The organism is Micromonospora inyonensis, from assembly GCF_900091415.1.
In the GTDB taxonomy this organism is placed as follows: domain Bacteria; phylum Actinomycetota; class Actinomycetes; order Mycobacteriales; family Micromonosporaceae; genus Micromonospora; species Micromonospora inyonensis.
On the sequence record NZ_FMHU01000002.1, the window covers coordinates 3,389,574 to 3,409,416 of the forward strand.

At 73.5% G+C, this 19,843-nt stretch carries 21 protein-coding genes; 8 read left to right on the top strand and 13 right to left on the bottom strand.

Annotated elements, in window-relative coordinates:
• The 3 genes from GA0074694_RS29385 to GA0074694_RS29395 are packed head-to-tail and all read right to left on the bottom strand — an operon-like array spanning position 1 to position 4,566.
• Complete coding sequence (locus tag GA0074694_RS29385) at positions 1-1,320, bottom strand: anhydro-N-acetylmuramic acid kinase (protein WP_245714971.1); 1,320 nt, start codon at positions 1,318-1,320, stop codon at positions 1-3.
• Entirely contained in the window at positions 1,224-2,489 is a 1,266-nt protein-coding gene (locus tag GA0074694_RS29390; protein ID WP_425413649.1) for a class I SAM-dependent RNA methyltransferase, read from the bottom strand. The genes GA0074694_RS29385 and GA0074694_RS29390 overlap by 97 nt, the downstream gene beginning before the upstream one ends.
• On the bottom strand, positions 2,482-4,566 hold the full coding sequence (locus tag GA0074694_RS29395; RefSeq protein WP_091464301.1) for an APC family permease: 2,085 nt from the start codon (positions 4,564-4,566) through the stop codon (positions 2,482-2,484). Before GA0074694_RS29395 ends, GA0074694_RS29390 begins: the two co-directional genes overlap by 8 nt.
• 164 nt (positions 4,567-4,730) lie before the next feature.
• Between GA0074694_RS29395 and GA0074694_RS29400 the strand changes: the two genes are divergently transcribed.
• Positions 4,731-5,396, top strand: coding sequence for a potassium channel family protein (locus tag GA0074694_RS29400; protein WP_091464306.1), 666 nt, complete (start codon positions 4,731-4,733; stop codon positions 5,394-5,396).
• A 2-nt stretch (positions 5,397-5,398) separates the two neighbouring features.
• Positions 5,399-6,091 carry a potassium channel family protein gene (locus tag GA0074694_RS29405; RefSeq protein WP_176738156.1) on the top strand — a complete coding sequence of 231 codons (693 nt, stop codon included), beginning with the start codon at positions 5,399-5,401 and terminating at the stop codon, positions 6,089-6,091.
• Positions 6,092-6,182: 91 nt separating this feature from the next.
• On the opposite strand, the gene GA0074694_RS29410 is transcribed toward GA0074694_RS29405, so the two are convergent.
• From GA0074694_RS29410 to dut, 4 genes are all read right to left on the bottom strand, one after another.
• The gene (locus GA0074694_RS29410; protein ID WP_091463137.1) at positions 6,183-6,857 is read right to left on the bottom strand and encodes a DUF3159 domain-containing protein; all 675 of its coding nucleotides are present in this window, start codon (positions 6,855-6,857) and stop codon (positions 6,183-6,185) included.
• Between the two features lie 26 nt (positions 6,858-6,883).
• Positions 6,884-7,264: an OB-fold nucleic acid binding domain-containing protein gene (locus GA0074694_RS29415; protein ID WP_091464310.1), complete on the bottom strand. Its 381-nt coding sequence runs from the start codon at positions 7,262-7,264 to the stop codon at positions 6,884-6,886.
• A 128-nt stretch (positions 7,265-7,392) separates the two neighbouring features.
• Complete coding sequence (locus GA0074694_RS29420; protein WP_091463138.1) at positions 7,393-8,079, bottom strand: DUF3710 domain-containing protein; 687 nt, start codon at positions 8,077-8,079, stop codon at positions 7,393-7,395.
• Complete coding sequence (gene dut, locus GA0074694_RS29425) at positions 8,076-8,624, bottom strand: dUTP diphosphatase (RefSeq protein ID WP_245714972.1); 549 nt, start codon at positions 8,622-8,624, stop codon at positions 8,076-8,078. The genes GA0074694_RS29420 and dut overlap by 4 nt, the downstream gene beginning before the upstream one ends.
• 84 nt (positions 8,625-8,708) lie before the next feature.
• Between dut and GA0074694_RS29430 the strand changes: the two genes are divergently transcribed.
• Positions 8,709-9,242, top strand: coding sequence for a DUF3093 domain-containing protein (locus GA0074694_RS29430; RefSeq protein WP_425413650.1), 534 nt, complete (start codon positions 8,709-8,711; stop codon positions 9,240-9,242).
• Positions 9,243-9,250: 8 nt separating this feature from the next.
• Here GA0074694_RS29430 and GA0074694_RS29435 read toward each other — a convergent pair whose 3' ends face one another.
• The gene (locus GA0074694_RS29435; protein WP_245714973.1) at positions 9,251-10,096 is read right to left on the bottom strand and encodes a hypothetical protein; all 846 of its coding nucleotides are present in this window, start codon (positions 10,094-10,096) and stop codon (positions 9,251-9,253) included.
• 134 nt (positions 10,097-10,230) lie between these two features.
• On the bottom strand, positions 10,231-10,527 hold the full coding sequence (locus GA0074694_RS29440; RefSeq protein WP_091464320.1) for a DUF4193 domain-containing protein: 297 nt from the start codon (positions 10,525-10,527) through the stop codon (positions 10,231-10,233).
• Between the two features lie 438 nt (positions 10,528-10,965).
• On the opposite strand from GA0074694_RS29440, the gene GA0074694_RS29445 reads away from it, so the two are divergent.
• On the top strand, positions 10,966-11,487 hold the full coding sequence (locus tag GA0074694_RS29445; RefSeq protein WP_176738157.1) for a LytR C-terminal domain-containing protein: 522 nt from the start codon (positions 10,966-10,968) through the stop codon (positions 11,485-11,487).
• A 30-nt stretch (positions 11,488-11,517) separates the two neighbouring features.
• On the opposite strand, the gene GA0074694_RS29450 is transcribed toward GA0074694_RS29445, so the two are convergent.
• Positions 11,518-12,327: an inositol monophosphatase family protein gene (locus GA0074694_RS29450; RefSeq protein WP_091463141.1), complete on the bottom strand. Its 810-nt coding sequence runs from the start codon at positions 12,325-12,327 to the stop codon at positions 11,518-11,520.
• 290 nt (positions 12,328-12,617) lie between these two features.
• Here GA0074694_RS29450 and GA0074694_RS29455 point away from each other — a divergent pair, with 290 nt between their 5' ends.
• Both GA0074694_RS29455 and GA0074694_RS29460 read left to right on the top strand, forming a co-directional pair.
• On the top strand, positions 12,618-14,219 hold the full coding sequence (locus GA0074694_RS29455; RefSeq protein WP_091463142.1) for an RNA polymerase sigma factor: 1,602 nt from the start codon (positions 12,618-12,620) through the stop codon (positions 14,217-14,219).
• Positions 14,220-14,461: 242 nt separating this feature from the next.
• A complete protein-coding gene (locus GA0074694_RS29460; protein WP_091463143.1) occupies positions 14,462-14,695 on the top strand; it encodes a DUF7455 domain-containing protein in 234 nt (77 codons plus the stop codon).
• Between the two features lie 247 nt (positions 14,696-14,942).
• On the opposite strand, the gene GA0074694_RS29465 is transcribed toward GA0074694_RS29460, so the two are convergent.
• The 3 genes from GA0074694_RS29465 to GA0074694_RS29475 all read right to left on the bottom strand — a co-directional run bounded on the left by GA0074694_RS29465 (position 14,943) and on the right by GA0074694_RS29475 (position 17,928).
• Positions 14,943-16,673, bottom strand: a complete 1,731-nt coding sequence (locus GA0074694_RS29465; protein WP_091463144.1) for a DEAD/DEAH box helicase — start codon at positions 16,671-16,673, stop codon at positions 14,943-14,945.
• A 342-nt stretch (positions 16,674-17,015) separates the two neighbouring features.
• Positions 17,016-17,669 carry a trimeric intracellular cation channel family protein gene (locus GA0074694_RS29470; protein ID WP_091463145.1) on the bottom strand — a complete coding sequence of 218 codons (654 nt, stop codon included), beginning with the start codon at positions 17,667-17,669 and terminating at the stop codon, positions 17,016-17,018.
• 40 nt (positions 17,670-17,709) lie between these two features.
• Positions 17,710-17,928, bottom strand: coding sequence for a DUF3039 domain-containing protein (locus GA0074694_RS29475; RefSeq protein ID WP_091463146.1), 219 nt, complete (start codon positions 17,926-17,928; stop codon positions 17,710-17,712).
• Positions 17,929-18,013: 85 nt separating this feature from the next.
• On the opposite strand from GA0074694_RS29475, the gene GA0074694_RS29480 reads away from it, so the two are divergent.
• Positions 18,014-18,940: a pseudouridine-5'-phosphate glycosidase gene (locus GA0074694_RS29480; RefSeq protein WP_091463147.1), complete on the top strand. Its 927-nt coding sequence runs from the start codon at positions 18,014-18,016 to the stop codon at positions 18,938-18,940.
• Positions 18,937-19,836: a carbohydrate kinase family protein gene (locus tag GA0074694_RS29485; protein WP_091463148.1), complete on the top strand. Its 900-nt coding sequence runs from the start codon at positions 18,937-18,939 to the stop codon at positions 19,834-19,836. The genes GA0074694_RS29480 and GA0074694_RS29485 overlap by 4 nt, the downstream gene beginning before the upstream one ends.
• Positions 19,837-19,843: the final 7 nt, after the last annotated feature.

The window sequence follows — 19,843 nt, forward strand, 5'->3', positions numbered from 1 at the left end:
CTATCGGCCGTCGCGCAACCCGCAGTCCGGGCCGGAACTCGCCCCGGACCGCCCGTCGACCACCCGCAGCCGTCGCGGGGCACCGGTGGCGACGCCGGCACTGGGCGGCCCGGCGGGGGTCCACGCACCGAGCACCGCGGCCCGCCGCGCCCCGGTGACCGAGGGCACCGCCCCCGGCAGGCCGTGCCAGGAGAGCCAGCCCAGCAGGGCGAACGCGTACGCCTCTCTGGCCTGCGCGGGCACCCCCAGCTCGTCGGTGGTACGCAGCCGCCAGCGCCCGTCCCCGAGAGCGGCCAGCCGGTGCAGCAGGGTGGGGTTGCGCACCCCGCCGCCGGCCGCCACCACCTCGACCACCCGGTGCCGGTCGCACGCGGCGGCCACCGTCCGGGCGGTCAGCTCGGTCAGCGTGGCGAACACGTCGTCGACGGCCACCGGCCCGTCCAGCGCGGCGAGCCGGTCGGCCAGGTAGCCGGCGTGGAACAGCTCCTTCCCGGTCGACTTGGGCGGCGGCGCGGCGTAGTAGGGCTCGGCGAGCAGCGACGCCAGCAGGGCCGGGTGCACCCGGCCGGCGGCGGCACGTGCGCCACCTGCGTCGCAGGGCGCGTCGAGGAACCGGTGGGCCGCCGCGTCGAGCAGCGCATTCGCCGGCCCGATGTCGTACCCGACCGGGGGCACGCCGGGCGCGACCACGGTGAGGTTGGCGATGCCGCCGAGGTTCAGCGCCGCGCGGGGCGCGGTGGCGTCCGGGTCGGCGAGCAGCAGCGCGTCGAAGGCCGGCACCAGGGGCGCGCCCTGCCCACCGGCGACGACGTCCGCGCTGCGTAGGTCACTGAGCACCGGTACGCCCACCCGGGCGGCCACCCGGGCCGCACTGCCGAGTTGCAGGGTGCCCCGGGCCCGCCCCGCCTCCACCCAGTGGAAGACCGTCTGCCCGGGTGAGACGACCAAGTCGACGTCGCCGCCGGCCAGCGCCACCCCGACCGCCGCCGCCTCGGCGAACACCTCACCGAGGCGGTTGTCCAGCCGGCAGACCGCCTCGACGGTGGTCGGGTTCGGTGGCAGCGCCGCCCGATCGCGGCGCGCAGGTCGTCGTCGTAGTCGATCCCCCGGTGGCCGAGCGGGCGCAGCAGCAGCGTCTCCCCCTCGACCGCGAACCCGGCGGCGGCCACGTCCACCCCGTCGTAGGAGGTGCCGGACATCAGGCCCACGACCCGTAGCACGGCTCAGCCTTCCCGGGCCGGGGGCAGCAGCAGCCCGACCAGCTCGACGTGCTGGGTCATCGGGAACAGGTCGAACCCGCGCAGGGCGGCCAGCCGCCATCCGGCGGCGGTGAAGGTGCGTACGTCCCGGGCGAAGGCGGCCGGGTCGCAGGCCACGTACGCCACCGCACGCGGCGCGGCGGCGACCAGGCCACGGACCACCTGGGCCCCCGCGCCGGCCCGGGGCGGGTCGAGCACCACCACGTCGACCGGGCCGGTGATCCGCCGGCGGGCCAGGGCCGTCTCGACCCGGGCCGCCACCACCTCCACCCGCCCGGTGTCGGCCAGGTTCTCCCGGGCGGCCCGGACGCCGTCGGCCGCCGCCTCGACCAGGGTCACCCGGCCGGTCGGGCCGACGCGGTCGGCGAGCGCGGCGGCGAAGAGGCCAGCCCCGCCGTAGAGGTCCCAGGCGGATTCCCCGGCCCGCGGTTCGAGCAACTCCAGCACCGCCGCGACCAGGGTGTCCGCCGCGGCCGGGTGGACCTGCCAGAAGCTGCCTGCCGGCAGTGCCCAGTCCCGGCCGGCGGCCACCTCGCGAACCGTCGCCGGCCCGCGCACCGGCGTGCCGACCCCCTCGGTCACCGCGGTGACGGTCACGTCCCCGCCGGTGGAGGCGACCACCTCCACCGCCTCGGCCTCCGGCCAGCGGGTGCCGTCGGCCGCCAGCACCCCCGTCTCCTGGACGGCCGGGTGGGCGATCAGGCAACGGTCGATCGGGACGACCTCGTGCGAGCGGTGCTTGAGCAGCCCCGCCCGGCCGGCCGCGTCGACCGCGTACCGGACCCGGGAGCGCCAGCCCAGCGGTCCGCCGGGCAACGCCGCGACCCGGGGGTCGAGCGCGTCCACCTCCGCGTCGGTCAGACCACCGAGCCGGGTGAGCTGCTCGCGCACCACCGACGTTTTCCAGTCGCGCTGCGCCTCCGGCGCGACGTGCTGGAGGTCGCAGCCCCCGCAGCGCCCCGGCCCGGCGTACGGGCAGGGCGGTTCGACCCGCTGCGGCGCGGCCGCCAGGACGGTCACCGCGTCGGCCCGGAGGAAGCCCCGGTGCACCTCGGTGACCTCGGCGACGACCCGCTCCCCGGGGAGCGCGTGCCGGACGAAGACCACCTGGCCGTCGAGCCTCGCCACGCAGTGCCCGCCCGGGGCGACCGCCCCGACCGTCACCTCGATCCGCTCGGCCTCCTCCGGTCCCATCCGTGCCCCCTCCATCTCGACGTCGACGTCACTCATCGCCGGCCTCCCGGTCCCTGGCGGAGCCGCCCTCGCCGGGAGCCGCCACGGGCACCGGCGGGAGGGCCGGCGGCAGCGTGCTGCGCGGGGCCACCCGGGGCCCCCGGGCCGGGCCCCGGCTGAGCGTCTCGTCGAACCGGGTCAGGTCCTTGCCCCGGGACGAGGCGAGCTGCCAGGGCACGCTGGTCACCATCACCCCGGGCTCGAAGAGCAGCCGGGTCTTGAGCCGGAGCGCGCTCTGGTTGTGCAGCAGGTTCTCCCACCAGCGCCCGACCACGTACTCGGGGATGAACACGGTGACGACGTCCCGGGGCGACTCCCGGCGGGTGGAGGCGACGAAGTTGAGGATCGGCCGGGTGATCTCCCGGTACGGCGAGTCGATCACGGTGAGCGGCACCGGCACCGCCCGCCGTTCCCACTCGGTTTGGAGGGCGCGGGTGTCCTTGTCGTCCACGTTCACCGTCACCGCGGTCAGCGAGTCCGGCCGGGTGGCCCGCGCGTACGCGACCGCGCGCAGGGTCGGCTGGTGCAGTTTGCTGACCAGCACGATCGCGTGGTTGCGGGCCGGCAGCACGGGCCGGCCGTCGTCCGGGGTCAGCTCGACGGCGACCCGGTCGTAGTGCCGCCGGATGGCGACCATCAGCCCGTAGATCACCGCCATCGCGGCGATGGCGATCCAGGCGCCGAGCAGGAACTTGGTGATCAGCACGATGACCAGCACGATGCCGGTCAGCGCCATGCCGAAGCTGTTGATCGCCCGGGAGCGGAGCATCCGGCGGCGGGCCTGCGGATCCCGCTCGGTGCGCAGCAGGCGGTTCCAGTGCCGGATCATGCCCGCCTGGGAGAGGGTGAAGGAGACGAACACCCCGACGATGTAGAGCTGGATGAGCTTCGTCACCTCGGCCTGGAACCCGGCGATCAGCACGATCGCGAAGGCGGCCAGGAAGAGGATGCCGTTGGAAAAGGCCAGCCGGTCGCCCCGGGTGTGCAGCTGCCGGGGCAGGAAGCGGTCCTGGGCCAGGATCGAGCCGAGCACCGGGAAGCCGTTGAAGGCGGTGTTCGCGGCCAGGAAGAGGATCAGCGCGGTCGCGCCGACCACCACGAAGAGCAGCACCGAACCGGAGCCGAAGATGGTCTCGCCGAGCTGGGCGGTGACGGTCTTCTGGACGTACCCCTCGGGGCCGGAGACGATCTGGTGGTTCGGGTCCTCGACGAACTGGAGGCCGGTCAGCCGGGCCAGCCAGACGATGCCGACCAGCATGGTGACCGCGACCGTGCCGAGCAGCAGCAGGGTGGTGGCCGCGTTGCGGCTCTTCGGCTGCTTGAACGCCGGCACACCGTTGGAGATCGCCTCCACGCCGGTCAGCGCCGCGCAGCCGGAGGAGAAGCTGCGCAGCAGCAGGAACGCCATGGCCCACCCGGTCATGTCGCTCCACTCGGCGACGATCTCCAGGTCGGCGCTGGGTGCGCGCAGGTCGTGCCCGAGCACGAAGACCCGGACCAGGCCGGTGAGGATCATGCCGACCACGACGATGATGAAGCCGTAGGTGGGAATGGCGAACGCGGTGCCCGACTCGCGCAGGCCACGCAGGTTGATCGCGGTGAGCAGCACCACCGCGGTCACCGCGACCAGCACCTTGTGGGTGGCGACGAACGGGATGACCGAGCCCAGGTTGGCCACCCCGGAGGAGACCGACACCGCGACGGTCAGCACGTAGTCGACCAGCAACGCGCTGGCCACCCCGATGCCGAACCGGGGGCCGAGGTTGACCGTGGCCACCTCGTAGTCGCCGCCGCCGGAGGGGTAGGCGTGCACGTTCTGCCGGTAGCTGGCCACCACGGTGAGCATCACCACGACCACCGTGAGCGCGATCCACGGGGAGAACAGGTACGCCGACGCGCCAGCGATGGAGAGGGTCAGCAGGATCTCGTCGGGGGCGTAGGCGACGCTGGAGAGCGCGTCCGAGGCGAAGACCGGCAGGGCGATGCGCTTGGGCAACAGGGTGTGCTGGAGCCGGTCGGACCGGAACGGACGACCGACGAGGAGTCGCTTCAACAGCGAGGTGGGACTGGCCACAACCGGTAAGCGTACGACCAGCACAGGCCGACGGCCCGGGGGTGGCCGGTCGTCACCGGAAACACGGCCGGGTACCGTCTCCTCCGCGTCGGGGCCGGGAACATGGCAGGCTCACAGACGACGATGCCCTCGACGGGCGGGTGCGCACCTTCGGGAGGGACGCCGTGCATGTCGTGATCATGGGGTGCGGCCGGGTCGGCTCCACCCTCGCCCAGAACCTGGACGCACGGGGGCACTCGGTGGCGGTCATCGACCAGGACGCCGACGCGTTCCGGCGGCTCAGCCCCGACTTCGCCGGGATCACCGTGACCGGTGCCGGGTTCGACGGCGACGTGCTGCGGCAGGCCGGCATCGAGCGGGCGGACGCCTTCGCCGCGGTCTCCAGCGGCGACAACTCGAACATCATCTCCGCTCGGCTGGCCCGGGAGACGTTCGGTGTGGCCCGGGTGGCCGCCCGGATCTACGACCAGCGCCGGGCACAGGTCTACGAGCGGCTCGGCATCCCCACCGTCGCCACCGTCCGGTGGACCGCGGACCGGATGCTGCGGCATCTGATTCCCGAGGGGAACGTGGAGATCTTCCGCGACCCGACCAGCACCGTGTCGATCATCGAGGTGCCGACCCACAAGGACTGGATCGGCCGGCCGCTGCGGGTGCTGGAGGAGACGACCGGCGCGCGCACGGCGTACCTGACCCGCTTCGGCATCGGCACCCTGCCCACCGCCTCCACGGTGGTGCAGGAGGGTGACCAGCTCTTCATGCTGGTCACCGACGACATCGCGGCGTCGGTCACGGCGGTGGCCGTGGCCCCGCCGGAAGGAGGGCACTGAGCATGCGCATCGCCATCGCCGGGGCGGGCAACGTGGGTCGCTCGATCGCCCAGGAGCTCATCGACAACGGCCACCAGGTGATGCTCATCGAGCGTCAGCCCCGGATGCTCCGCCCGGACCGGGTGCCGGGCGCCGACTGGGTGCTGGCGGACGCGTGCGAGCTGACCAGCCTCGAGGAGGCCGCGATCGCCGACTGCGACGTGGTGGTCGCGGCGACCGGCGACGACAAGGTCAACCTGGTGGTCTCCCTGCTGGCCAAGACCGAGTTCGCGGTGCCCCGGGTGGTCGCCCGGGTCAACCGTGCGGAGAACGAGTGGCTCTTCACCGAGCAGTGGGGGGTCGACGTCGCGGTGAGCAAGCCGCGGGTGATGGCCGCCCTGGTCGAGGAGGCGGTCACCGTCGGCGACCTGGTCCGGCTGATGACCTTCCGGCAGGGCGAGGCGAACCTGGTCGAGATCACCCTGCCCCCGGCCGCCCCCTACGTCGGGCAGCCGCTGCGGGACGTGCCGTTGCCCCGGGACAGCGCGCTGGTGGCCGTCGTGCGTGGCCGGCGGGTGCTGGTGCCCAGCCCCGACGACCCGATCGAGGCCGGCGACGAGCTGGTCTTCGTCTGCACCGCCGAGGTCGAGGACGCGGTCCGCGCGGTGGTCCTCGGCCCGGACAGCGTCGAACGCACCCGCAACGGCGACCGCTGACCCGCGCCGCCGGACGGACCGGTGCCGCCGGACGACAGTGCCGACGGTGACGGGTCCCGGACGACCGTGCCGGTCGCGGGTTCCCGGCGGCTCAGGCGGCGGGGGCGGCCGGCTGCCGGGTCACCCGGCGGACCACCCAGACGGTGATCAGCAGCAGCAGCGCGTACGGCGGATAGCCGAGCGCCAGCCGGGCGATGCCCAGCGCGGTGTCCATGTCGGCGAGGTAGAAGGCGGCCTGCACACCCACCTTGGCCAGCCAGACCACGCCCCAGAGCGCGGTCAGCCAGGTGAAGGTGCGCACCAGCCGGGGATCCTGCCGCCACTCGGAGCGCCCGCCGGCAGCCAGTACCGACCAGATCCAACCGACCAGCGGTTGCCGGATCGCGGCCGAGCCGAGCAGCACCAGCCCGTACGCGATGCCGTAGAGGATGCCGGGCAGGTAGAAGGTCTTCTCGTCCCCGGTGCGCCAGGCGATCGCCGCGCCGACGGCGACGCCGAAGAGGCCGTTGACCGCGTGCCGGACCGGCCGGCGCTGGATCAGCCGGAGCACGGCGATCACCAGCGCCACCCCGACCGACGCGACGATCGCCGGCCGCAGGTCGGTGATGATGTTGGCCACCACGAAGACGACCACCGGCACGCTGGACTCGACCAGCCCGCGCCAGCCGCCGAGCTGGTCGGCCATCTGTTCGGCGAGGGTGGGCAGGCGCTCCTCGTCGGGTGAGTCGTCTCGGGGCGGGGCGGCCGGGTGCTGCCCAGTGGTCATCGGTACGTCCTCCGCTCGCAGGCCCGTCACCGTGGCGACTCGAGTTCGTAGTACGGGTTGTAGATGACCTTGCGATCATCCCGCACGGCCACCCGCCCCCGCACCGTGAGGTGTCGACCCGGCTCGATGCCGGCGATGTGCCGGCGGCCGAGCCACACCAGGGTCACCACGTCGCTGCCGTCGTAGAGGTCGGCCTCCAACGTCGGCAGGTTCGTCCGGGGCGTGTACACCACGGTACGCAGTCGCCCGGACACCGAGACGACCTGCCCGCGCCGGCACTGCCGCGCGGGAGTCCCGCCGCACTGGGCGCTCTCCCGGCGCAGCTCCTGCGCCTCGATCTCGGCCTCGTCGGCGGTGAGCCGGCGCAGCAGGCGACGCAGCGACACCCGCCCTTCGTCGGTCACCATGACCTCCGTGTCACCCTCTTCACGCCGACCGGCGGACCGGTACCGGGCCGGGCCCGGCACCGGGACCCGTCCCCGTCAGCGTACGCCGACGGTCGGGCTTCCCGGTGCCGCCGGTCGGTGCCACCGGCTCAGGCCGCACCGGAGGCGTCGGGCGTGGTGCCCGCGCCCTGCGCCTCCGCCTGCGCCTGGTGCTGGTCGGCGACCTCCCGGGGCAGCCGCAGCGGCAGCGGCTCGCGCACCGGCTTCGCCTCCTGACCACGGTCGACCACCAGCCCGTCGAGGCACTCGGCGAGCGGGCCGGCAGCCGCCGGATCGACCGCGGCGAGGCCCTGGTAGACGCCACGGACCATCCAGCGCGGGCCGTCCACCCCGATGAACCGAAGGTCGGTGATGCCCTCCGGGGTACGCAGGCGGGCCCGCAGCTCGGTGCCGTACTCCCCCGACAGCTCCTGGGCGGCGGCCCCGTCGTTGAACAACGACTGCCGGATCTCCTCGCGCACCTCGTCCCAGATACCGTCGCTACGCGGGGCGGCGAAGACGCCGAGCTGCAACGCGTTCTCCCCGTGCACCAGGACGACCTGCTGGACCACGCCCTGCGGGTCGGCCTGCACCCGCACCTCCACCCCGGGCACCGCCGGGATGTGCAGGCTGCCCAGGTCGAGGCGCTGGACGTCGTCGGGCGCCTCGGAGATGTCGTACGGGCCGCGGGCCGGCGTGCCCGCGGTCTCGTCGGTGTCCTGCCCGACCCGGCGCTCGGCGGCCTGTTCGTCGCGGGCGTGCCGCCCGGAACCGGCCCGCTTTCGGGAGAAGATCACTGCGTCCGCCCTCCGCTGTTCGCACTCACCGTGCCACCTCTTCCGTCTGGTCGCCCGCCCGCCTCGCCGTCGGCCGGTGGCGGGACGAGGCCGGCGTGCCCGCCGGTCGAACCGTGTCCACCGACCCCACGGCGGGAGTCGGGCAGCTCGGTCACCGGGTGGAAATCGGCCCGCTCCACCCGCTGCACAACGAGCTGCGCGATCCGATCGCCACGGGAGATCCTCGCCGGGCTCACCTGATCGTGGTTGATCAGGTTGACCATGATCTCACCCCGGTAGCCGGCGTCGACCGTACCGGGAGCGTTGAGCACCGTCACGCCGAGCCGGGCGGCGAGTCCGGAGCGCGGGTGCACCAGGCCGACGTACCCGTCGGGCAGCGCCAGGGCGACGCCGGTGGGCACCAGTGCCCGCTCGCCCGGCGCCAGGTCGACGTCGACGGCGGCCACCAGGTCGGCTCCGGCGTCGCCGGGATGGGCGTACGCCGGCAGCGGCAGCCGCGGGTCGAGCTGCCGCACGGGTACGGGTACGGGTACGGGGTCGTTCACGTCTCGCCTCTTCCTCCGGTTCGCTCCGCCTGCCCCTGCCATCCTGCCGGTTCCGACGCCCGCGCCGCGCCGTACCCTCGGACTGTGAGCCTGTCGCCTTCCTCCCCACCCAGCCCCCCCGGCGAGCACATCGAGCGGCTCACCCTGCCGTGGTGGCTCTGGCTGGGCGGCCTCGCGGTCGCGGTACTGCTCGCCGCCGAGATCTGGATGGGCGCGTCCGGCCTGCGCGCCTGGCTGCCGTTCGCGGTGCTCCTGCCCGCCACCGCCGCCGGGCTGTGGTGGCTGGGGCGGATCCGCGTCGCGGTCGGCGACGGCGAGTTGCGGGTGGACGACGCCCGGCTGCCGGTGCACTTCGTGGCCGACGTGGTGCCGCTGGACGCCGACGGGCGGCGTGAGGTGCTCGGCGTCGGCGCCGATCCGCTCGCCTTCGTGGTGCAGCGACCGTGGATCGGCGGGGCGGTGCAGGTGCTGCTCGACGACCCGGCCGACCCGACCCCGTTCTGGGTGGTCAGCACCCGGCACCCGGTCCGGCTCGCGGCGGCGCTGCTGGCCGCCCGCGACGCCGCCACCGACCGGCGGGAGACCGTTCCGGCCGAGGCCGACCCGGCCGGCGGCTGAGGACCGGTTCAGGGCGCGACCGGTGGCGGGCCGGGTAGGGTGCTGCGCTGCCGGCGCAGGTCGGCGCGGAGCTGGTCGCCCACCGAGCGGGTGGCACGCCGGTTGAGGTAGCTGGCCACCGCCGCGCCGGTGAGGAACGGGCCGAGTGTGGTCAGGTTACGGCCGAAGCGCTTGAGCAGACTGTCCCGCAGTTCCTTCCGGGCGGCCGTGCCGAGCACCGCCGCCACCCCGACGCCCGGTGCCATCGGATTGACCCCCCGCTGGGTGGCCCAGCTCTGCACCAGCGCGACCGCGCGCTGGGTGCCGCCGGTGGGCAACTGGGCGCCGTAGACCTCGTGCAGCTCGCCGATCAGTTTCAGCTCGATCGCCACCACGGCGACCGTCTCCGCGGCCAGCAGCACCGGCGCGGAGAGCAGGGTCGGGGCGACCGCCCACTCCACGGCGGCGACGCCGCCGCCGGCCGCCCCCACCCCGGCCGTCGCTCGCGAGGCATTCCGGACCAGGCGTTCGGCGAGCGCCTCGCCGTCGAGTCCACCGTGGTGGCTGCGCAGCGTGGCCAGGTCCCGTACGGGCACGTACGGCGCGACATCGCCGACCGTGTCGGCGATCCAGCGCAACGCGGCCCGCGGCTTGAACAGGTCGGCCAGGCCCCGGGTGCGGGCCTGGCCGACCAGTCGGGTCAGCAGCTGTCGACGTCGCCCCGTCGACAGGTCGTCGGCGGTCAGCGCGGCAACGGTCGCGCCCAGTTCCTCGCCGGCCGACAGGCCCCCCGCTGGGCCGTCGGGCGACGGGCCCGACCCCGCCGTGGTCGCCGGCTCCGGGGTCGGGCCCGGATCCGTCCCGCGTCCGCTCATACCGCCACCCTCCCGCGTCGTCCGCCGTTCTCGGGACACCCACCCACCGGTTACCCGAGTGAATCAGCTCCCACACGACGGCGCACGACGATCGTGTCCCGCGACGGCTCCGACGGAGGCGTCGCGGGACACGATCACACGCACTCGCGACAGATCAGTTCTCCGTTCCGCTCGGTGGCCAGCTGGCTGCGATGGTGCACCAGGAAGCAGCGGGCACACCGGAACTCGTCCTGCTGCATCGGTAGCACCTTGACTGTCAGTTCCTCGTCAGTCAGATCGGCACCGGGCAGCTCGAAGCTCTCGGCCACCTCGGCCTCGTCGACGTCCACGGCGCCCGACTGTGAGTCGACCCGCCGGGCCTTGAGCTCTTCCAGGCTGTCCTCGCCGAGGTCGACCTCGTCGCGACGCGGGGCGTCGTAGTCGGTGGCCATCGGTTTCACTCTCCCATTTCGATATGGTCGCTACCCGGTTGTCACGCCGGACGACGCTGTTCCGGTTCCGCTGGCCGGCCACCACAGTGTCGGTCACCCGACCCGACAGTCGGTCGGATCGGGGCTTGCCAGAGGAACGTCCCCCAGCGAGCGCGGTACCTTACCCCCCTCTGGGCGAGGCATGTATACCGCCCTCGTGGCATGGATGTACGCCCTCGTCCCCAAAGTTGTTCCCAATGTGACTCAGGCGACACGAAGATAGGGGTAGTACTACCCGCTCGCCGGTCGGCACGCCGGCATGTCCGGCTGTTTCCACGCGTCCGCCGGACAACCGATAACCTCAGCGGCGTACCCGACGGCCCGTCCGTACGCCCCAACCCGTCGTGGGCCGTCCTCGTCCACCTCTCCCGGGGGAGCGCCCAGATGAGCTTTGCGCGAGTGCGAGCACTCGTTGTCGTCGGTCTGCTGGCGGTCTTCGCGCTGGTGTTCGCGGTCGTGGCGCTGGTCAAGGACAGCCAGGGCGACGCCGGAGCCGCGAAGGGCTGCCCGGCGGGGTGGCCGCTGGCCGACGTCACACTGCGCGAGTCCAAGGACGTCAAGATCAACGTCTACAACGCCACCGACAAGGCGGGGCTGGCCATCAACGTGGCCGACGACTTCCGCAACCGGAAGTTCCAGGTGAAGAAGGCCGGCAACGACCCGCAGAAGCGCTCCGTCGACGAGGTGGCCGCGCTGCGGTACGGCCCGAAGGGCGTCGGCTCGGCGCACCTGTTGCGCGCGTACTTCCTCAACCAGGCCGTCTACGAGTACGACGCCAAGCGCGAGGACGACGTGGTGGACGTGGTGATCGGCGAGTCGTTCCAGCAGCTCGCCACCACCACCGAGGTCAACCAGTCCCTCGGTGACCTCGGCTCGCCGCAGGCCCCGGAGAACACCTGCCCGGCCCCGGTCGACAAGTAGCCGCCACCGGCGGACGCCTGCGGCGGGATGTCACGGCCCGCCGGAGGCGTCCAGGTCGGCGAGACGGTCGTGCAGCGCGTCGTACAGCGCGGGCGGCGCCGCGACCACCATGTCCGGGCCCGGGCCACGCCCGCGCAGCCCGGTGACCCGCAGCCCCGCCTCGGCGGCCACCAAAGCACCGGCGGCCATGTCCCAGGCGGCCAGCCCCTTCTCGTAGTACGCGTCCACCCGTCCCTCGGCGGCCAGACAGAGGTCGAGCGCGGCGGCCCCGAGCCGGCGGATGTCCCGCACGTGCGGGATGAGTCCGGCGACCACCCGCGCCTGGTGCGCCCGTCGGGCCTGGTCGTAGCCGAAGCCGGTGGCGACCAGCGCCTGGCCGAGATCGGTCCCGGTGGAACCGCACAGCCGTCGCCCGGCCCGGTACGCGCCACCGCCGAGGGTGGCGGTCCACTCGTCGCCGGTGGCGATGTTGCGGACCACACCGGCGACCACCCGGCCGTCGACCTCGGCCGCCAGCGACACCGCGTGGTACGGCAGGCCGTAGAGGTAGTTGACCGTCCCGTCGATCGGGTCGACGATCCACCGGACGCCGCCGGCCTCGGCGGACCGGCCCTGGCCGTACTCCTCACCCAGCACCACGTCCCCGGGGCGCAGCCGGCGCAGTTCCGCCGTGACCTGCTCCTCCACCGCCCGGTCGGCGGCGGTCACCACGTCGGTGGCGGTGCTCTTGGTCGCGACCGCCGCGACGCCCTCACCCCACATCCGGTGGGCCGTCGCGGCCGCGGCCCGGACGACCCCGAGGGCGACCTCGATCAGTTCCTCCGGCGTCGCCGAGCCCATGGTGTCCCCTTCCGCACGTCCCGGGGCGTCCCGGTGTCGCCCGCGAGTATCATCCATACAAAGTCCACAAGTTCGCCAATTTCGCGGCCCCCGGCCGCCGGTACGCCGTGCGGCGCAGGATGATCGCCGCAGACGGCGTTACAATTCACCCCTGCCCACGCGCCACGGACCGCCAGACGACCGGCCGGCCCGGGACACGGGGGTCCCTCAACCACATCGCCCGACGCGGTGCCCCATGCTGCGCCGGACGAACCCGGCCGTGCTCGCTCATCGCCTCCGGAAGGTCATTCGTGACAGAACCCCGCCACACCGGCGCCGACGTACGCTCGCTCACCGACACGCTGATCGCCCACGCGCAGAGCGCCGGCGGCCAGTTGACGTCGGCCCAGCTCGCGCGCACCGTCGAGTCCGCTGAGGTGACTCCGGCCCAGGCCAAGAAGATCCTGCGCGCGCTCTCCGACGCGGGCGTGACCGTGGTGGTCGACGGTTCGGCGAGCACCCGCCGCCGGGTCGCCGCCGCCCGGTCGGCCACACCGGCGTCCCGGGCCACCACCGCCAAGACCACCAAGAAGACGGCCGCCCCGGCGCCGAAGCAGGCTCCCGCCGCCGAGGAGGCGAGCCCGGCCCCGCGCAAGGCGGCGCCCCGGAAGGCGGCCGGCGCGACCGCCGAGGGGGCCGCCAAGGCGGCACCGGCCAAGGCCACCAAGGCGACCCGGGCCACCAAGGCGACGGCCGCCCCCGGAGCCCCGGCCAAGGCCGCCGGCAAGGCCAAGGGTGGCGAGGGGCCCGAGGGCGACATCGATCCCGAGGAACTCGCCGCCGAGATCGAGGACGTGGTGGTCGAGGAGCCGGTCGAGCTGGCCCAGGCCGCCGAGGCCGACGCGGCCAGCTCCGCCAGCGACAACGACTTCGAGTGGGACGACGAGGAGTCCGAGGCCCTCAAGCAGGCCCGACGGGACGCCGAACTCACCGCCTCCGCCGACTCGGTCCGGGCATACCTCAAGCAGATCGGCAAGGTCCCGCTGCTCAACGCCGAGCAGGAGGTGGAACTCGCCAAGCGGATCGAGGCGGGGCTCTACGCCGCAGAGCGGCTGCGCGCCGCCGAGGAGGGCGAGGAGAAGCTCACCCGCGAGATGCAGCGCGACCTGGGCTGGATCTCGCGGGACGGCGAGCGGGCCAAGAACCACCTGCTGGAGGCGAACCTGCGGCTGGTGGTCTCCCTCGCCAAGCGGTACACCGGGCGGGGCATGGCCTTCCTCGACCTCATCCAGGAGGGCAACCTCGGCCTGATCCGCGCCGTCGAGAAGTTCGACTACACCAAGGGCTACAAGTTCTCCACCTACGCCACCTGGTGGATCCGCCAGGCCATCACCCGCGCCATGGCCGACCAGGCCCGAACCATCCGCATCCCGGTGCACATGGTCGAGGTGATCAACAAGCTCGGCCGCATACAGCGCGAGCTGCTCCAGGACCTGGGCCGCGAGCCCACCCCGGAGGAGCTGGCCAAGGAGATGGACATCACACCCGAGAAGGTGCTGGAGATCCAGCAGTACGCTCGGGAGCCCATCTCCCTGGACCAGACGATCGGTGACGAGGGGGACAGCCAGCTCGGTGACTTCATCGAGGACTCGGAGGCCGTGGTCGCCGTCGACGCGGTGTCGTTCTCGCTGTTGCAGGACCAGCTCCAGCAGGTCCTGCAGACGCTCTCCGAGCGTGAGGCGGGTGTGGTGCGGCTGCGCTTCGGCCTGACCGACGGTCAGCCCCGGACGCTGGACGAGATCGGCCAGGTGTACGGGGTGACCCGGGAGCGCATCCGGCAGATCGAGTCCAAGACGATGTCGAAGCTCCGGCACCCGTCCCGGTCCCAGGTGCTGCGCGACTACCTGGACTGAACGATTCCGTCAACCAACCGTGTCGGTTTGATCACCAGACGTACAACACGCCCTGGTGACCGGTCGGTTGCACGATTGTGATCGTTGACGTGGCACCCTTGGTGCACGGCACACTGTCTCCCATGTGTGACCCCGGTCCCCCGCGGGCACACTGGGAAGGCAGGGCCCCGCAAGGGTGTTGCACGATAGGTGAGCAATGACCGACGAGAGTGTTCATCGGTGACGACCAGAGGAGGAAGGCGATGACCCCGACCCTCACGCCGCCGCCCGAGACGGTGGCTCCCCCAGCCGCCGATGAACGGTGCGACCGCTGCAATGCTGCCGGCAAGCTCCGCATCACTCTGGCTGGTGGGAGCGAGCTGGTGTTCTGTGGGCACCACGCGAACAAGTACGCGGAGGATCTCGTGAAGATCACCGTGCGGTACGCGACGGACCCGGAGTTCACCTGGCGTGGCGCCGATCTGATGGCGAACTAACCGCACAACCGACATATGGCAGGACCGGGAGCCCGCTTGCGGGCTCCCGGTCCTCTCGTATGTCCGGGTCCTGGCCCGGTGTCCGGTCCCGCCCACGGCTCCGCCGCACCGACCAGTCGTCCCCGCCCCCGTCCCCGGCACCGCCGTGCCCCGCTGGCCGGCAGCCGACAGGGCGCCCCGGCAGCCGGCCGTCCCGGCACCGCCGCGCCACCCCGACACTCACGCCGGAGCGGGACGGGGGGGGCGATCAGAGGGTCTGGACGGTGGCGATGCGTTCCTCGAGCTGCTCGATGGTGGCCTGGGCGCTGGGCGGCCCGCCGCAGAGCCGACGCAACTCCGCGTGGATCTTGCCGTGGGGCTGGCCGGTGCGATGGTGCCGGGCGGCCACCAGGGCGTTGAGCTGCCGCCGGAGCGCCACCCGACGCTGGGCGGCGTTCATCGGCGGCGGGGCCGGCGGCGCGGCGACGGCCGGTTCCGCCGTGCGGGTCGCGGAACGCCGGCGCTGGGCGGCGAGCTGCTCGGCCTGCCGCTTGCTCAGCAGCAGCGCCACCTGGTCGGCGGAGAGCAGGCCGGGGAGACCGAGGTACTCCTCCTCCTCCGGCGTCCCGGCCTGGGCGGCGGTGCCGAACGAGGCGCCGTCGAAGATCACCTGGTCGAGTTCGGCGGTGGCGGACAGCGCGGCGAAACGCTTCTCCAGCTCGCCGCTGGCCTGGTCGTCCCGCTGGGCCCGCTCCAGCAGGTCGTCGTCGAAGCCGTCGGCCTCCTTGGGCTTGCCGAGCACGTGGTCGCGCTCGGCCTCCATCTCACTGGCCAGTCCGAGCAGGTGCGGGACGCTCGGCAGGAAGACCGATGCGGTCTCCCCGGTGCGACGGGCCCGCACGAACCGCCCGATCGCCTGGGCGAAGTACAACGGTGTGCTGGCGCTGGTCGCGTAGACGCCGACCGCCAGGCGGGGGATGTCGACCCCCTCCGAGACCATCCGCACCGCGACCATCCAGCGCTGGTTGGAGGCCGCAAAGCTGGCGATCCGGGCCGAGGCGCCGACGTCGTCGGAGAGGACCACGGCCGCCTTCTCGCCGGTCACCTGTTCGATCAGCTTGGCGTACGACCGGGCGGTCTGCTGGTCGCTGGCGATCACCAGGCCACCGGCGTCGCTCATGCCCGCCGTGCGCAGCACGGTCAGCCGGGCGTCCGCGGCGCGCAGGACCTGGGGCATCCAGTCGCCCGCCGGGTCGAGGGCGGTACGCCAGGCCTGCGCGACGAGATCCTGGGTCATCGGCTCGCCCAGCCGGGCGGCCAGTTCCTCCCCCGCGTTGGTGCGCCACCGGGTCTCCCCCGAGTACGCCAGGAACAGCACCGGCCGGACCACGCCGTCGCGGAGCGCGTCGGAGTAGCCGTAGACCGAGTCGGCACGGGAACGGAGCAGGCCGTCCCCGCCCCGCTCGTAGGTGACGAACGGGATGGGATTGTCGTCGGAGCGGAACGGCGTACCGGTGAGCATCAGCCGGCGTACCGCTGGTTCGAAGGCCGCCTTCACCCCGTCACCCCAGGACCGGGAGTCCCCAGCGTGGTGGATCTCGTCGAGGATGACCAGGGTCCGACGGGTCAGGGTGCGCCGTTTGTGCACGTGGGGTGCCATTCCCACCTGCGCGTAGGTGACCACCGCGCCGTGGAAGTCGGCGGAGGAGTGCAGGTCGGCATTGCGGAAGGCGGAGTCGAGCTGGATGCCGACCCGCGCCGCCGCCAGAGCCCACTGGGTCTTCAGGTGCTCGGTCGGGGCGACCACGGTGACCGCGTCGACGGTGCCGTCGACAAGCAACTCCGCCGCGATCCGCAGGGCGAAGGTGGTCTTACCCGCCCCGGGGGTGGCGACCGCCGTGAAGTCGGGATCCCGGCGGCGCAGGTACTCCACCAGGGCCTTGCGCTGCCAGGCACGCAGTGGCGGAAACGTCTCGATCGCCGGCAACGGGGCAGGCACGCAACCGCTCCTCTCCGACCGCCGTAGGTCTTCGACCGCCGCAGGCGGAACCCGCCGGGGCCACGGGTACCGCCGCCCATGAAAACGCCTCCGCGCGCGGATGCCGCGAAGGCCGGATCAGCATAACCAGGACACCCTCGCGGGTGCCCGTCGACACCACGCGCCGCCGGTCACACCGGCCACGCCCCACGGCCCACCGGCTCCCGCCGGACGTGTGGTGGGTGGTGCCTTCTCCCGCCGGTGTGTGGTTGCAGGGGGCCCTTCCTCGCCAGAAAGCGGTAGGAGGGGTCCCCTGCAACCACACAGCCCGCAGCTGCAACCACACAGCCCGCACCGTCGCCGTCAGGAGGCGGGCGGCTGCCCGTCGGGGGCGTGGGGCGGCCGGAGGACGGGCACCGGGGCGGACCAGCGCCGGCGGAGGGCGACCAGGCGGAGCCCGAAGACCAGCACCGCCGCGGCGGTCAGCGGGACCGGCCCGGTGCGGCCGAGACCGTCCAACGCCGCCACCGCGGTCGCCCCGACCAGGGCGGCCACCGCGTAGATCTCCCGGCGCAGCACGACCGGGATCTCCCCGGTGAGCAGGTCCCGGCCCAGGCCGCCGCCGATCCCGGTCAGCATGCCGACCAGGCACGCGCCGACCGGCGGCACCTGCGCGTCCAGGGCGCGGAGCGTGCCGGTGACGGTGAACAGGGCCAGCCCGGCCGCGTCCAGCACCAGCACGGTGGTCCGCAACCGGGCGAGGTGGGGGTGCCACCGGAACACGACCGCCGAGGTGAGCACGGCGGTGGTGGCGTACCGCCAGTCGGCGAAGGCGAGTGGGGGGACCTCGTCGACGACGAGGTCCCGCAGGATGCCGCCGCCGAGGGCGGCGACGAAGCCGACGAAGACGACACCGAAGAGGTCGAGTCGTTTGACCACCGCGGCGGAGGCCCCGGAGGCGGCGAAGACGGCCACGCCGACCAGGTCGGCCAGGAGCAGGGCGGTGGAGGTGGTCACCGCCGCAGGTTACGTGGGCGGCCGGGCGGGCCGCCCACGGTCAGTCGCCCCAGGAGTCGTAGATCTCCTTGCACGCGGGACACACCGGGGAACCGGGCTTGGCCGCCTTGGTCACCGGGAAGGTCTCCCCGCAGAGCGCCACCACGAACGTACCCATCACGGCACTTTCGGCGATCTTCTCCTTCCGGACGTAGTGGAACATCTCCGGGCCGGTATCGGCGTCCTTCAGCTCCGGACGCTCGAGAACCTCTGTGCTCACGTCACACCTCCAACTTTCCAGTCTGGCAGGTCACTTCCGCGTGGTCCACCGGAGAGGCCCCCGCCCCGCGCCGTACGGTGGCGGCGTGACCGACTTTCACATTCAACACGGCAACGAGGTCGCCGAGGCGCTGCGGGACGGGCGTCCGGTGGTCGCCCTGGAGAGCACCATCGTCTCGCACGGCCTGCCCCGGCCGGACAACCTGCGGGTGGCCCGGCAGGTCGAACAGGCGGTACGCGACGCGGGGGCGGTGCCGGCGACCATCGGCATGGTGGGCGGCCGGCTGGTGGTGGGGCTCGACGACGCCGAACTGACCCGACTCGCCACCGCCGACGGCGTGGCGAAGCTCTCCGTACGCGATCTGGCGGTGGCGGCGGCGGCGGGTGCGGACGGCGCGACGACGGTCGCCGCGACCAGCGCGGTGGCCGCGGCGGCGGGGATCCGGGTCTTCGCCACCGGTGGGCTCGGCGGGGTGCACCGGGAGGCCGCGCAGTCCTTCGACGAGTCGGCCGACCTGACCACCCTGGCCCGCACCCCGATCGCGGTGGTCTGCGCCGGGGTCAAGTCGATCCTCGACGTGGGGGCGACCCTGGAGCGGATGGAGACGCTCGGCGTCGGGGTGGTCGGCTACCGTACCCACCGGTTCCCGGGCTTCTTCGTCACCGACGGCGGGTTCGACCTGGACTGGTCGGTCGACTCGCCGGAGCAGGTGGCGGCGGTGCTGGCCGCCCGCGCCGCGCACGGTCTGCACGACGGCGGGCTGGTGGTGGCCAACCCGCTTCCCGTCGACGAACAGCTCGACCGGGACCTGCACGACCGCACCCTCGCCGACGGGCTGGCCCTGCTCGACCGGGACGGGGTGACCGGCAAGGCGGTGACGCCGTACCTGCTCGCCCACTTCCACTCGGCCACCGAGGGCGCGAGCCTGGTGGTGAACGTCCGGATCATCCTGCGCAACGCGGACCTGGCCGCCCGGATCGCGGTGGCCGCCGCCGGGACCGTCGCCGGATGAGCCGTCCGGGTCGGGTGGTCGTGGTCGGCGACGTTGTGACCGACGTGGTCGCGGTGGTCGCCCGGCCGCTGGCGACCGGTTCGGACACCCCGGCCACGATCCGGGTCGGCGGGGGCGGCCAGGCCGCCAACACCGCCGCCTGGCTCGCTGAGGTGGGCGTACCGGTCACCCTGGTCGGGGCGGTCGGCGACGACGAGGCGGGCCGGGCGCGGGTCGTCGAGCTGACCCGCGCCGGGGTCGACTGCGCGGTTACCGCATACCCCGACCGACCGACCGGCAGCGTGGTGGTGCTGGCCTCCGGCGAGGAGCGGACCATGCTCACCGAGCGGGGGGCGAACGAGCGGCTGACCGGCGCACAGGTGCGGCAGGCCCTGGCCGCGCTGCCGGACGCGCGGCACCTGCACCTGTCGGCGTACCCGCTGCTGGACGCCGCGTCGCGCGACGCGGGACTGGCGGCGTTGGCCGCCGCACGCGCTGCCGGCCTCACCACCAGCGTCGACGCGGCCTCCGCGGCGCCGTTGCGGCTCGTCGGCGCGACCGCCTTCCTGGACTGGGTACGCGACGTCGACCTGCTCCTGGTCAACACCGACGAGGCCGAGGCGCTCGCCGGCCGCACCGATTCGACGCAGCAGGCCCGAGCGCTGACGGCCACGGCACGACACGTGGTGGTCAAGTGCGGGTCGGCGGGGGCGGTGTGGGCCGGGCCGGACGGCGCGGTGACGACGGCACCCGCACGGCCGGTGACGGTGGTCGACGTCACCGGGGCCGGGGACGCCTTCGCGGCCGGGCTGCTCGCCGGCTGGCTGGTCGGGGCGACCCCAGCGGTGGCACTGGCCCGTGCCGGTGAGCTGGGTGCCCGTGCGGTCGCCGGGATCGGCGCGCGACCGACCCGGTGAGGTCGGG